The sequence below is a fragment of the Sphingobacterium sp. HMA12 genome (assembly GCF_002933815.1).
In the GTDB taxonomy this organism is placed as follows: domain Bacteria; phylum Bacteroidota; class Bacteroidia; order Sphingobacteriales; family Sphingobacteriaceae; genus Sphingobacterium.
On record NZ_BEYR01000004.1, the window covers coordinates 343,160 to 357,879 of the forward strand.

At 37.4% G+C, this 14,720-nt stretch carries 13 protein-coding genes; 8 read left to right on the top strand and 5 right to left on the bottom strand.

The genetic code is table 11. The features are described from left to right. The gene (gene dnaN, locus HMAT_RS20615; RefSeq protein WP_104384747.1) at positions 1-1,122 is read right to left on the bottom strand and encodes a DNA polymerase III subunit beta; all 1,122 of its coding nucleotides are present in this window, start codon (positions 1,120-1,122) and stop codon (positions 1-3) included. Between the two features lie 209 nt (positions 1,123-1,331). On the opposite strand from dnaN, the gene HMAT_RS20620 reads away from it, so the two are divergent. The 7 genes from HMAT_RS20620 (at position 1,332) to HMAT_RS20650 (ending at position 7,107) form a co-directional block, all read left to right on the top strand. Further along, positions 1,332-2,474: an ATP-binding protein gene (locus tag HMAT_RS20620; protein ID WP_104384748.1), complete on the top strand. Its 1,143-nt coding sequence runs from the start codon at positions 1,332-1,334 to the stop codon at positions 2,472-2,474. 10 nt (positions 2,475-2,484) lie between these two features. Then, positions 2,485-3,870 (top strand): regulatory iron-sulfur-containing complex subunit RicT, encoded by a 1,386-nt coding sequence (locus HMAT_RS20625; RefSeq protein WP_199768728.1) that lies wholly within the window; start codon positions 2,485-2,487, stop codon positions 3,868-3,870. A gap of 55 nt (positions 3,871-3,925) precedes the next feature. Then, positions 3,926-4,390, top strand: a complete 465-nt coding sequence (locus HMAT_RS20630) for a gliding motility lipoprotein GldH (RefSeq protein ID WP_158656031.1) — start codon at positions 3,926-3,928, stop codon at positions 4,388-4,390. After that, positions 4,390-5,439, top strand: a complete 1,050-nt coding sequence (gene lpxK / locus HMAT_RS20635) for a tetraacyldisaccharide 4'-kinase (RefSeq protein ID WP_104384751.1) — start codon at positions 4,390-4,392, stop codon at positions 5,437-5,439. The genes HMAT_RS20630 and lpxK overlap by 1 nt, the downstream gene beginning before the upstream one ends. 81 nt (positions 5,440-5,520) lie before the next feature. After that, positions 5,521-5,889 carry a hypothetical protein gene (locus HMAT_RS20640; protein WP_158656032.1) on the top strand — a complete coding sequence of 123 codons (369 nt, stop codon included), beginning with the start codon at positions 5,521-5,523 and terminating at the stop codon, positions 5,887-5,889. Positions 5,890-6,242: 353 nt separating this feature from the next. After that, positions 6,243-6,629, top strand: a complete 387-nt coding sequence (locus tag HMAT_RS20645; RefSeq protein WP_104384753.1) for a hypothetical protein — start codon at positions 6,243-6,245, stop codon at positions 6,627-6,629. Positions 6,630-6,699: 70 nt separating this feature from the next. Continuing rightward, positions 6,700-7,107, top strand: a complete 408-nt coding sequence (locus tag HMAT_RS20650) for a hypothetical protein (RefSeq protein ID WP_104384754.1) — start codon at positions 6,700-6,702, stop codon at positions 7,105-7,107. A 147-nt stretch (positions 7,108-7,254) separates the two neighbouring features. Here the strand turns inward: HMAT_RS20650 and dnaA are convergent, their stop codons facing one another. Both dnaA and dxs read right to left on the bottom strand, forming a co-directional pair. Next, positions 7,255-8,679, bottom strand: a complete 1,425-nt coding sequence (gene dnaA, locus HMAT_RS20655; protein ID WP_104384755.1) for a chromosomal replication initiator protein DnaA — start codon at positions 8,677-8,679, stop codon at positions 7,255-7,257. A 554-nt stretch (positions 8,680-9,233) separates the two neighbouring features. Continuing rightward, positions 9,234-11,162, bottom strand: a complete 1,929-nt coding sequence (dxs, locus tag HMAT_RS20660) for a 1-deoxy-D-xylulose-5-phosphate synthase (RefSeq protein ID WP_104384756.1) — start codon at positions 11,160-11,162, stop codon at positions 9,234-9,236. A 160-nt stretch (positions 11,163-11,322) separates the two neighbouring features. On the opposite strand from dxs, the gene HMAT_RS20665 reads away from it, so the two are divergent. Continuing rightward, the gene (locus tag HMAT_RS20665; RefSeq protein ID WP_104384757.1) at positions 11,323-12,111 is read left to right on the top strand and encodes a ScpA family protein; all 789 of its coding nucleotides are present in this window, start codon (positions 11,323-11,325) and stop codon (positions 12,109-12,111) included. Between the two features lie 115 nt (positions 12,112-12,226). On the opposite strand, the gene thiL is transcribed toward HMAT_RS20665, so the two are convergent. Beyond that, positions 12,227-13,279: a thiamine-phosphate kinase gene (gene thiL, locus HMAT_RS20670; protein WP_104384758.1), complete on the bottom strand. Its 1,053-nt coding sequence runs from the start codon at positions 13,277-13,279 to the stop codon at positions 12,227-12,229. 156 nt (positions 13,280-13,435) lie between these two features. Next, on the bottom strand, positions 13,436-14,431 hold the full coding sequence (gene nadA / locus HMAT_RS20675) for a quinolinate synthase NadA (RefSeq protein ID WP_104384759.1): 996 nt from the start codon (positions 14,429-14,431) through the stop codon (positions 13,436-13,438). Positions 14,432-14,720 lie beyond the last annotated feature (289 nt).

The window sequence follows — 14,720 nt, forward strand, 5'->3', positions numbered from 1 at the left end:
TTAAGCGTTATTCAACATCACTGGCATCACCAACATCAAAATATCTTCATGATCTTCAGATGTGGCAGGGATCAATAAACCGGCACGATTTGGTGTGCTCATTTCGATAACCACTTCTTCGCTTTCAAGGTTGTTTAACATCTCTACCAGAAACTTCGCGTTAAAGCCAATTTCCATATCATCCCCCTCAAATTGACAAGACAAACGTTCATGTGCTTCGTTGGAGAAATCCAGATCTTCAGCGGAGATATTCAATTCGCTACCTGATATCTTCAAACGTACTTGATGTGTTGTTTTATTTGCGAAAATAACAACTCTTCTCAAGGTATTTAAGAAAAGTAGTCTATCAACCGTCAGCTTATTAGGGTTGACCTGAGGAATTACCGCAGCATAGTCAGGGTAACGCTCATCGATCAAACGACAGATCAGATTGATATTACCAAAACTAAAAAATGCATTAGTTTGATTATATTCAATAGATACTTTTGTATCATCCGAAGGCAGTGACGATTTCAGTAAAGAAAGTGCTTTCTTAGGTAAAATAAGTGATGCCGGTTTTTCAGCACTGATATCCGATCGGGTGTAACGTACCAATTTATGTGCATCTGTAGAAACAAAAGTAACATTCTTCTCCGCCAATTGCACTAAAACCCCAGACATGGCCGGTCTCAATTCATCATTACTGACCGCAAAGATAGTCTTACTGATCGCCTCCGAAAGAACCGGAGCAGGCATTTCAATAATAGATCCGTTATCAATAGATGGAATTTTAGGAAAATCGTCTGCATTTTCTCCGCTCAATTTATATTTACCATCACCCGCACTGATTTCAATAGCCAATGTATTCATGTCTACCGAAAAAGCAACAGGCTGATCAGGGAGAGTTTTTAGCGTCTCTATCAAAATCTTTGAAGGCATAGCTACTCTTCCTTCTTCTTTTGCTTCAATCTGTAAAGAAGTAACCATACTCGTCTGCAGATCCGTAGCAGAAATAGTCAAGTTATTGTCTTTTATTTCAAAAAGAAAGTTTTCCAGAATTGGTAAAACAGTACTTGTACTAGATGCTCCATTGATAGCTTGTAACTGCTTTAATAAAATTGATGTTGATACAATGAATCTCATTTCCTAATTACTAATTATTATGTGCAATAATACACAAATTAATCAATATTTTTCAGTTTTGTCCCCCCCTTTCTTTCCACATACGAAGATTTATTGTACTTAAATAAGCGATTGTATTTCAATTAATAAGTACGCTTTCAAAAGTATAGAAAGCAAATTGACCCTGATAAATCACAATATTTATTACATTTGTATATTAGCAATAGTGTATGCAGTTTAAAGATATCATTGGGCATAAAGACATCAAAGAACATCTTGTTCGTACGGTTCATGAAAACCGTGTAAGCCATGCGCAATTATTTCTGGGACCGGAGGGCTCCGGAAGCCTTGCACTAGCGTATGCATATGCTCAGTTTTTAAACTGTGAAAATAAACAAACTGCGGATAGTTGTGGCGAATGTGCTTCTTGCCGAAAATATGGCAAGCTTATTCATCCAGATTTGCACATGTCTTATCCATTTATTGCCAAACACAAAGAAGATACCGCGACAGATTATGCCGAAAACTGGCGAAAGTCCTTTTTGACCAATCCTTATATGGGATTGGAATACTGGCGCAATCAGTTGGATGCAGACAATAAACAGGTCAATATTAATATTGCTGAAGCACATGGCATCATCAAGAAATTGAGTCTTAAAGCATTTGAGGCCGAATATAAAGTTTTGATCATGTGGTTACCCGAATATCTGGATACCCAAGGCAATGCCTTATTAAAATTGATTGAGGAACCGCCTGAAAAAACGCTATTTATTTTGGTTGCGGAGAATCAGGATAAAATTTTAAATACCATTATTTCTCGGACACAGCTGGTCAAAATAAAGAAACTAGACCATACCGAAGTCACACAGTATTTGAAGACTGAGCAACATCTTTCTGATCAGGAAGCATCCGAAGTAGCTTTTATAGCGGATGGAAATTTGCAGGAAGCACTTAATCAACTCAACACCCAGACCAATAATCATTTTGGTATTCTGGTAAACTGGCTGCGATTTATTGTATCGGATGCTGGCACAAATATGATCTCTTTAATTGAAGAGGATCTGTCCAAAATGGGTCGCGAAAATCAAAAGACCTTTCTTTTTTATGCCATCAACATGATGCGCCAGATTATTTTGATTAAGGAAGGCCTCTCCAGTCTTGTCTTTTTACCTGCAAAAGAATTGGATTTTGTCCAAAAATTTGCAGTACATTACACAGTAGAACAAATTGAAGCAACAATAAATCTATTTGAGGAAACGCATTATTTTGTAGAAAGAAATGCAAACCCTAAAATATTATTTTTAGATTTATCTTTGCAATTAACATTAATATACAAATACAAAACGTTTCCGAAAGGAACTCAATATATATAAATAGAAAACTATGGGATGTGGCAGTTGCTCATCCGGCGGAGGTTGCGGTACTACCACAGCAAGTGGTACACCGGCAGGATGTCAAAATAATGGCTCTTGCATGACTAGCGGATGTAATAAATTAGATGTATATGACTGGCTTTCCGATATGGATATGCCATCAAACTATAAACCATTCAATATCGTAGAAGTACGATTCAAAGGATCTCGAAAAGATTTCTTTATTAATGTAGACAACCTATACCTTGAAATGGGAGAAATGGTCGTTGTAGAGCCCTCAACAGGGGGATATGACGTTGGCCACGTTTCCTTGACTGGTGAATTGGTTCGATTGCAATTGAAAAAGAACAATGTTACCCCAGAATTGGTAACAAAAAAGATCTATCGGAAGCCAAATGAAGTGGATGTAGAAAAGTATAATGCAGCGAAAGACCTGGAATGGGAAACCATGCATAAAGCACGTAAACTTGCTTTGGATCTGGGTTTATCCATGAAGATTTCTGATGTGGACTATCAGGGCGATAAAACGAAAGCGACGTTTTATTATACAGCCGAAGGCCGTGTGGATTTTCGTGAATTGATCAAGAAAATGGCTGAGGCTTTCCGTATACGGATTGAAATGCGCCAGATCGGTATGCGCCAGGAGGCAAGCCGCCTTGGCGGTATCGGATCCTGTGGTCGTGAGCTATGTTGCTCTACCTGGTTGACAGATTTTAAAACTGTATCCACCTCAGCTGCCCGCTATCAGAATTTATCGTTGAATACGTTAAAGCTAGCCGGACAATGTGGTAAATTGAAATGCTGTCTCAATTATGAATTGGATAGCTATATGGATGCACTGAAAGACATTCCCAACAATATTGATCGTATTGAAACATTAAAAGGTGTGGCTTATCTCCAAAAAACCGATATCTTCAAAAAAATGATGTGGTTTTCTTTCCCCGGAGCAGAAAACTGGATTGCGATGCCAGTTCAACAAGTCAAAGAACTTGTCGAAATGAATAAGCAGGGTATTAAACCAGAGGTCATATCAAGCGCAATAGAGACCGAAGATATCCGGGAGGAGAAGATTGTCAACTACGATTATGAAAATGTAGTCGGCCAGGATAGCTTAACACGCCTTGATGACCGTAACAAAAGAAAGAAAAAACGGAAGACTAAAAGCAATAATAACGCTAAACCGGAAAATAAAAATAGTCAGAAAAGCGATAAAGCTGAGCAAAATCCACCAAAACAGGCGGTAGTTAAACAGCAGAGCAACCCGGACAGTGCAGTTACGGCAACGGCAGGCAAAGAGAATAAAGAAGGGCAGAATAATAGGCCTAAAAAACGCTTTAATCGGCATAGAAATAAAAACAGAGGCAATAATAACAACTCTGCCTCAAAACCAGAATAAAACGAATATGCCTAATTTTAAAATGTTAGGCATATTCTATTTTTATAGATTTAAAATGAAACTAAAGGCTTTTCTTTTTGGAACTTTAAGTATTGGTTTATGGGCATCTTGTGACCAAACTGCCATTCTAAATGAAAATAAACCCATCGAAAATAAGACTTGGCTGTATACCTCACATCCTAGTTTTCAATTCCATATTAGTGACAATACGAAGAAATACGATGTATATATGGATGTACGCCATACACCAGAATATGCTTTTTCCAATCTCTTTGTTTTGATTTACCAGCAGGATCCCAATAAAAAAACATATACCTTTCGTAAGGAAGTTAAATTGGCAAAATCCGATGGAAAGTGGACCGGAAAATCATCGGGTAGTCTTTACAATCAGCAGGCAATTCTCCATAAAGATTATATATTTCCGGATACCGGATTATATACGATATCAATTGAACAGAATATGCGAGATAATCCTTTAAAAGAAATTACAGATATTGGATTGACAGTAATACCAAAGTAATGTGGACCTTTTTACGATATCTTCTTCTTCCTTTTTCGTTGATCTATGGGTCAGTCATATGGTTACGAAATCGGCTCTATGATTTTCAGTTGCTACCGGCTCGATCTTTTCCAATTCCTACCATCGTAATCGGTAATTTAGCTGTTGGTGGTACCGGTAAAAGTCCCATGACCGAATTTGTTGTCTCCTACCTTAGCAAGCAGTACAACGTAGCTATCCTCAGCAGAGGTTATGGTCGAAAAACAAAAGGATTCCGTACAGTGCAAATAGATTCTTTGGCGATAGATGTAGGCGATGAACCATTACAATTCAAAAATAAGTTTCCAAATGTCACTGTAGCGGTATGTGAAGATCGTTGTACGGGCATAGAAAAACTTCAGGAGGATCATCAGCTTATTATTCTGGATGATGCTTATCAACATCGAAAATTATCACCTCAATTTAATATACTCTTATTCGATTTCCGATCCTTTTCACAACCGATGTTTGTATTTCCCGCTGGAAATTTCAGAGACTTACTTATGGAATCTAAACGGGCGCAAATCATAGTCATTACAAAATGTCCCACCAATATTTCTAGTGCGGACAAAATACGTATAGAAAAAAAACTGCGCCATTATAATCGAGAAGCTCCGATCACATTTAGCTATATTAGCTATTTTGAACCAGTAAATGGTGATGGAATACATATTGATATCGAAAATAAAGATATCGTCTTGGTGACAGGGATTGCTAAACCACAACCGATGGTAGACCATGTTACCCAAAAAGCGAAATCTGTCAGTCATATTTCTTTTGGGGATCATCATACATTTGGCGAGGCAGACATTGACCGCATCATAAAAACATACCAATCCCTAGATAGTGACAATAAAATAGTATTGACCACTGAGAAGGACTATCAACGACTAAAACCATATAAAGCGCTATTCGATACGATAGAACTCGTTCATTTACCGATAGGACTTAGCTTTAATGATGTACGACAAAATAATCAATTTTGTAATATTTTAAGTGATACTGTCGCATTAAGTGTTAATCAACCTTAAATTTTGTTAAATGCTAATATTTTAGCAAACTTTTTCGTCAAATTTATATTCAAAAGAAAAACAAACTTAAAATATAAAGCGATGAAAAAGAAAACTTTAATGGTAATCAGCGGCCTACTTTTGGCGACAACAGTCGCTTTTGCGCAGCAGCGCCAACAACGTAGCCCAGAAGAACAGGCGAAGATGCGCGTAGAGCACCTGGACAAACTACTTACACTTAATCAAGTCCAAAAAGATTCCATCTATAACCTTACATTGAGCCAAGCCCAACAGCGGGCGACAATGAAAAATGATGGTGGAGACCGCAAAGCCAATATGGAAAAATTCAAACAGCTTCAAGAAGCTCAGGCAACAAAAATAAAATCTTGGCTCACTCCTGATCAAATCAAATTATTTGATGAGCAGCAAGAAAAAATGAAGGATAGGATGTCTAAACGTTCTTCAAACTAATTTCCATAAAAAGAGCGGTTGTAATTAACCGCTCTTTTTTATAGACCCTACCTATCTCCTGTATATTCATCGCCATAAATACCATTATAAAGCCTTCTAACATTATTTATCTCTCCAAGCATACATTTCCTCGAGTTTACACTGAGCGTTATTCTTAGCCCTTTATTTAAACAAAACAATAACAGCCCTATGCTATACAATAGCAGAAACACTTATTAACCTGATAATAAGCAACATAAAACCACATATAGCGTTAAAAATTTGTTAAAGTAACATACTTGATACAATATAAATCGACTTTATTAGTTTTTATAGCAAGACATCATAGTTGTAACTTTTTAAATACAAACTATATGAAGAAGCTAATTTTAACAGGTATAGGGTTGTGTCTGACACTTAGCCTAACATTTGCCCAACAGGCTACACCTGAGGAAACTGCTGCAAAAGCTACTACTGAGCTGGTACAGAAGCTGAATCTGAACGATGAGCAGAAGACTGCCGTATCCTCCATTCTATTGGATCAAGCGAAAGCAGAAGAAACGATTTTAAAAGACAGTACTTCCACCGCAGCTGCGAAAGGTGAAGCTCTCAATAAACTTCAAACAGAAGTAGACGACAAAGTGAGTCAATTACTGACAGAAGACCAAAAAAACATCTATCAGAAGGTAATTGCCGAACGCCCGGCAAAATCGGTTCCAGCTCGGACTGAACCTTCTAAGACAAAATCCAGTGCGAACTAACAGCTTATTGGAACAAGTAAAAACAGACGTTAATAAATTCATTGAATAATTTCATTTAAAATTAAACATCATGAAAAAGTTATTTTTAACCGGTATAGGCTTTTTTCTAGCGATGAGCCTACTATTTGCACAGCAAACAACACCAGAAGAAAATGCAGCTAAAGTTGTGACCGAATTGGTCACAAAGCTTACACTCAATGACGAACAAAAAGCCGCTGTATCACCGATTGTATTGGATCAAGAAAAAGCGATAGCAGCTGTTATCCAAGATACCACAACAACGGCTGATGTAAAAAAGGAGAGCATTACGAAACTTCAAGGTGAATCGGATAGCAAGATTGCGCTATTATTGACCGATGAGCAGAAAGCAGCCTTTAAAAAATACATTGATGAACGACCTGCGGTAATCATTCCGTCAACTCCGGTTCCAACAGAGCAAAAGGAAAATAATAACGAAAACAGCAATCAACAACAATAATCATTCTATTCAATTAAGAGGAATGTATTAAACCTCTGGATATGCTTAGGCATATTCAGAGGTTTTTTATTATATCGTCCTTTGTGGGTACAAAAAAAGGCTGTCTATTTGGACAACCTTTTTGCTTTAACTCGATATCAAGCTACATTAAGATTTCAATTTCTTCATAATGTCGCTGACATAAGTTTTAAATTTCTTGTCAGTTTCAATTAAATCCTCAACGGTTTGACATGCATAGATGACAGTTGAATGATCTCTTCCTCCGAAGAATGCACCGATCGATTTAAGTGAAGATTTTGTGTGGGCTTTTGCTAAATACATCGAAATTTGCCTGGCCTGCACGATTTCACGTTTTCTGACCTTTGACTTTACCATATCCACAGGAACTTCAAAGTATTCACAAACTAATTTCTGAATAAAATCCATTGAAATTTCCTTATGTGTATTTTTCACAAAATTCTTCAACATCGATTTTGCCAGTCCCAAATCAATTTCCTTTTTGTTCAATGTTGATTGAGCCAATAAGGAAACCATTGCACCTTCCAATTCACGAACACTGTTATCGATCTGTGTTGCTACATACTCCACGACATTTTCTGGTAACTCAATGCCATCAGAATACATTTTTTTCTTCAAAATCGCCATTCTTGTCTCAAGATCCGGAATTTGAATATCTGCAGATAATCCCCATTTAAAACGACTGAGCAATCGTTCCTCTAAACCAGCTAAATCTTTAGGTGCCTTATCGGAAGTTAGAATGATTTGCTTCCCAGATTGATGCAAATGATTGAATATGTGGAAGAAGATATCCTGCGTTTTCTCTTTACCGGCAAAATTGTGTACATCATCCATGATAATCACATCCATTGCCTGATAGAAATTTACGAAATCATTGATAGTATTGTTTTTCAATGAGTCCACAAATTGTTGACAGAATTTCTCACAAGACACATAAATGACCAACTTATCGGGAAGATTTCTTTTGATTTCATTACCGATAGCCTGGGCAAGGTGCGTCTTTCCCAAACCTACATCACCATAGATCATTAAGGGGTTGAATGACGTACCTCCCGGCTTGTTTGCTACGGCATAACCTGCAGAACGAGCAAGACGGTTACATTCACCTTCAATAAAATTTTCAAATGTATAGTTTTGATTCAATTGCGGGTCAACCTGCAATTTCTTTAATCCAGGAATAACAAATGGATTTTTGATATCTCTATTCAAAGATACCGGCACGGGAATAGATTGTCTCTTACCCTCTGCCCCATTGCCATTCGATGGAAGATTAGTCGTATAAGGATGAGAAGCCGACGACTTCTCAACTACAATATTGTATTCCAATCTACCTTGCTCCCCTAGAAACTTCTTTACGGTCTTGCGAAGAATACCTACATAGTGTTCTTCCAGCCACTCGTAAAAAAATAAGCTAGGTACTTGAATAGTCAAAACGTCACCCTCCAAACGGACTGCTTTCACAGGTTCAAACCAGGTCTTGAAACTTTGCGCTGGTATATTATCTTTGATAATCGAAAGACAATTATTCCAGACACTTGAATACGTTTTTTCCATTCTAAAATTGTTAATAAGTTGATTTACAATACGCGACAAAAAATATGTTGATAACTTTCTCTGAGAACGAAGATGACAAAAAAAAATCAGCTAAAAAACTAAAATATAAAATAATTAATAAAAATCTATATATCAGCTATTTACCTTGTAAAATTGTGGAAAACTTGCGCTAAAATTGATCTCTAAAAATAATTATTAACATTCCAAATTTATTTCAAAAAAAAGAACAAAAAAAGTAGTAAACATACTACAGATCAGTCTTAAAGGTCTAGAACTAAATTAACCAAAATAAAAGCGAAATACAACCTTTAGTTCATATATTTTTAATATTAAATTTATAAGAATTTAAAGTCTACTTAACAACATTACCCAATATCTTTCTACCCCATTCTGAAGCCATTGGAAAATAAAAAAATATAGTATCTACAAGATATTGGAAAATCATTTTGTAACATAGCTGACAGGAAAATTTAAAAAATGGATTTGGTTTTATGTCATAAAAAAAGGAAACCCTCTTAAAGAATTTCCTTTTTTTATGATATAAGTAGTCGTATCTATCCAACCATCGTATGGGTAAATTTTCCATCACACATTTTCTTTCCCTCTTGTAAAATTGCAGCTGCATCGTAATGAGAATTTCGCCATTGGGCACTCTGTTCAGCATGCTCTACAATTCGATCAGGAATACCTAATCGTACAATCTGGCTATTGTAACCGTGGTCTGCCATAAATTCCAATACAGCGGAACCTATACCACCTTGTAGACAGCCATCTTCAACTGTGATTATCTTTTTAAATTTTTTAAAGACCTGATGCAATAAGGCTTCATCCAAAGGCTTGGCAAATCGCAGATCATAATGTGCAGGATGTATTCCCAATTCATTCAATTGCTGTACGGCTTTGACAGCTTCATTACCAATAGCGCCGAAGCTTAGAATAGCGAGTTCTTCACCTTCGGTAATGACACGCCCCTTTCCGATTTCTATTTCCGTAAATGGACGACGCCAATCCGGCATTACTCCATTTCCTCTCGGATAACGAATGACGAAAGGCCCCTTATTAGGCAATTGTGCTGTATACATTAAGTTTCTGAGCTCTTCTTCGTTCATTGGAGCAGAAACGGTCATATTAGGGATACAACGCATAAATGCAATATCATAAGCTCCGTGATGTGTTGCTCCGTCGGCTCCAACTACCCCCGCACGATCCAGGCAAAAAACAACATTCAAATTTTGTAGCGCGACATCATGGACTACCTGATCATAGGCACGTTGCATAAACGATGAATAAATATTACAAAAAGGTAATAAGCCCTGTGTCGCCAGGCCGGCACTAAATGTGACGGCATGTTGTTCAGCAATACCGACATCAAATGCCCGATCAGGCATTGCATTCATCATGATATTCATAGAAGAGCCTGAAGGCATCGCCGGTGTGATACCAACAATTTTTTCATTCGCTTCAGCGAGCTCAACCATCGTATGTCCAAAGACATCCTGGTATTTTGGTGCTACCGGTTTTTCACTGGAAGATTTTTTTATCTCCCCGGTAATTTTATCAAATAAGCCCGGCGCATGCCACTTCGTCTGATCTTTCTCCGCAAGTGCAAATCCTTTTCCCTTAGTTGTTACAACATGTAGCAATTTGGGACCGGGTATATGTTTAAGATCTTCAAGCGTCTTGGCTAATTTCTTTACATCATGTCCGTCAACCGGCCCAAAATATCTAAAGTTCAAAGACTCAAAAAGATTAGCATTCTTTAATAAAGTCCCTTTGATACTTTTCTCCAGTTTTTTAACAATACCGAGTGCATTTGGCCCTACTTCAGAAATTTTTGTCAGCACAGCAGCGATATCATCCCTAAATCTATTGTATCGTTTTGATGTCGTAATACTTGTCAAATATTCTTTCAGCGCGCCAACATTAGGATCTATCGACATACAATTGTCATTCAGAATCACCAATAGATTAGATTTAGAGATACCAGCGTGGTTCAATGCTTCAAATGACATTCCACCGGTCAAAGCGCCGTCTCCAATAACTGCAATATGCTGACGATCTTTTTCTCCCTTTATTTGGGAAGCAACGGCCATACCTAGAGCTGCTGAAATTGAGGTAGAAGAATGGCCCACCCCAAATGCGTCATATGCAGATTCAAAACGGTTCGGAAAACCCGAAATTCCATTTTCAATACGATTCGTATGAAATACCTCGCGACGTCCAGTCAGAATTTTATGACCATAAGCCTGATGGCCTACATCCCATATTAATTGATCATAGGGTGTATTCATTACGTAATGTAACGCCACCGTTAACTCAACGACTCCCAAACTTGCTGCAAAGTGACCACCATTCACCGAAACCTGATCAATAATAAATTGACGTAATTCCTGGCTTAGTTGTTCTAATTGGTCTTCCTTTAGCTTTTTAAGATCAGAGGGATCGTTTATTTTACTTAATAGTTCTCCAGCCTCAAATTGCATAGTACTGCTATTTACATTAAATGTTTACACAAAGTAACGACAATTTTATTTAATCTTTAAAATAAATCGCATTTCCATATTGAGCTACAACAAATAAAAACAGCAATAGTTTCTATATGAACGATTCCAAAAGATTTTATTGCGTAAATTTGTATAAGATATGCAAGTAGAAGAAGGTTACGAAATCAAGCTTCCTCAATTTGAGGGACCTTTTGATTTATTACTATTTTTTATCGAGCGGGACGAACTGAACATTCATGATATCCCTATTTCGAAAATTACCGATGATTTTTTGTCTTACGTAAGTCAGATGCAGGCACTCAATATGGAGATGGCCAGCGAGTTTATTTTTGTAGCCTCTACATTGATGCGTATAAAAGCAAAGATGCTACTGCCAAGACCAGATCTGGATGAAAATGAAAACGAAATAGATCTGAGAGAAGACCTCGTTCAGAAACTTATTCTCTATAAGCAGTTCAAAGAGGTCTGCGAAGGCCTAAGAGTAATGGAAGAAAACCGCCTTCAGTTGTATAGTAGGGGCAATATCCATTATGATATACGCCAACAACTTCAATTGGATGCTACAGGTGAAAACTTGGATAGTTTTGATCTATACGGCCTGATGATGATCTATGAGCAAATGATGTATCAATTTCGCAATAGGCCACCAGAGGTAACGCATACTGTTGTGAAGTATCCCTATACGATTGAACAACAGAAAAAAGCGATAGCTGAGCTTATTGAAATCAATAAGAAATTAGATTTTCAGGAACTATTGAAAAACTCCGAAAACAAGGTTCAATTTGTCTATAATTTTCTCGCGATTTTAGAAATGCTCCAACAGCATCTTCTACAGATTGAAGTAGGATTAGGATATAACAATTTTAATGTCGAGGAGCGGGATCCAGAACAGGAACATCTGGTACTCGAAGAAGAACTAGAACAATAAAAAAGGTTGTCTGGCAAGCTGGACAACCTTTTCTATATCGTCTAAATATGTCAATATCCAATTTCTTCAATATCCATTCACTGAAAACTTTGCTGTTCTCTTTAGTTATCTTAATTTAACCCTTCTTTTTAAAAGCGTTCCAGCCCTGGGCCGTAATTGGATAAAGATTTCCGGATTTAGAAATCATTTCACAGCCTTCTGAAGCTGCCGTCATGTAGCCTATAATACTGATATCAGGTAAATTCTTGATCTTATCGTGATCCGCCTGTGCTATTGTAAACAGCAGTTCATAATCCTCACCACCATTAAGTGCTGCTACAGTTGGGTCAATACCGAATTCCCGTCCGGTATCGTAGGTCATCTGGTCCAATGGAATTTTTTCTTCATACAATCTACAACCTTTATCAGATTGTCGACAGATATGAAGTATTTCGGAAGCCAAGCCGTCAGAAATATCCATCATTGATGTAGGTAAGATATCTAATTTTGCAAATAATTCTACAATATCCTTTCGTGCTTCCGGTTTTAGCTGACGTTCAACAATATAGTCTTTACCCTCCAAATCCGGCTGCACATTAGGATTTTCCAAATAAATATCTTTCTCTCTTTCCAATAGTTGCAATCCCATATATGCTGCTCCCAAATCTCCAGATACACACAATAAGTCGCCTTCCTTCGCTCCGTTACGATAGACAATCTTATCCGCGTCTGCATAACCTACACTGGTAACAGAGATAACGAGACCTTGGGCAGAAGCCGAAGTGTCCCCCCCAACCAGATCGACGTTATACTTCTTACAGGCGATTAAGGCTCCCTGATAGATCTCTTCGACGGCTTCCAGTGGAAATTTCGAGGATAACCCAATAGAAAACGTAATATGAGAAGCTATTCCGTTCATCGCATAGATATCGCTCAAATTGACCTGTACGGCCTTATATCCCAAATGCTTTAAAGGGACATATCGCAGATCAAAATGGATACCTTCCAAAAGCAAATCAGTAGAAATCAAGGTTTTCTTTCCTTCAAAATCCAATACCGCTGCATCATCACCAATTCCTTTAATGGTAGATTTTTCGGTCAGCTCCACTGCTTTACTTATGTAGTCAATTAAACCGAACTCCCCCATGTCCTCCAGGCTGGTGCGTTCAGTATTATCAAAATCAAACATGTTAAAAAATTTAAAATTTTAAACTATCATATAATGCCCAGACAAGGATCTCATAATCGCGATGGTTTAGCTCCGTTAATAGCACTACAAAAATAATAATCTATATGATAACCAATGTGTTATTATATAGATTATCATCAAAAATTATACAAATTATTACAATCCCAAACTTGCGGATATCTCCAACATCCGCTCAATAGGACGTTGTGCGCGAAGTATGACATCCTCAGGAAGTAAAATTTCAGGCGATTCATATTTCAAACAATTATAAAGCTTCTCAAGCGTATTAAGCTTCATGTGAGGGCAATCATTACATGCACAGGCATTGTTTGGTGGTGCAGGAATAAAAGTCTTCCCTGGGCTTGCTTTCTGCATCTGATAAAGAATTCCAGATTCTGTGGCTACAATATAAACCTGCGCATTATCTGTTTGCGTAAACTTAAGCATCCCCGATGTGGAACCCACATAATCCGCTTTAGCCAAAATATGGTCTTCACATTCAGGATGAGCAATAAACTTAGCTTCAGGATATTCACTCTTCAGGCGATCAATTTTATCTTGAGAAAAAATTTCATGGACCATACAAGCACCGTTCCATAACACGAGATCACGGCCCGTTTTTTTCCTTACATAAGCTCCAAGATTACGATCGGGTCCAAAAATGATCTTCTGATCTATCGGAAGACTCTCCACAATTTGGACTGCATTACTCGACGTACATACAATATCCGAAAGCGCCTTTAATTCGGCAGTACAATTGACATAGGTAATGACCAAATGATCTGGATACTGTTCCTTAAATCTAGCAAACAAGTGTGGTGGACATGAATCCGACAACGAACATCCAGCTTTAGCATCCGGCAAGATAACCTTCTTTGTGGGCGAAAGTATCTTCGCTGTCTCCGCCATAAAATGTACTCCGGCAAAAACAATTAAATCGGCATCTGTCTTTGCCGCTTCCTGGGACAAGCCTAAACTATCTCCAATATAGTCTGCAATATCTTGAATTTCAGATTCCTGATAGTAATGTGCCAAAACTACAGCATTCTTTTCTTTCTTCAATCGTTGGATTTCAGCTACCAAATCCAATGAGGGGTCAATCGGAGCATCATTATATCCTTTTGCCTGAAGCTCATAATTTACAATTTCCATGCGGGTACTTTCAACAGTTTATGAACAGCAAAAATACGCATTGTTACATATATAAAAGTCAATAAAAAGCAAATTAATCAAATATGTAGCTGAGCAATAGCAGGAAGATATTATAAATTTTAAATTAAATTATTATCATTAAAATAAATATATAAAGATATTACCCAATTTAAACCGTTTTTGAGTCGGATATTCAGAAAACTACCGGGGCAATATACCATATATAAAAAGCTCAGCGGGTTTGTACCAAAATCTTTCCAACGTAGAAAATGACTTTCTCTCCATTTTC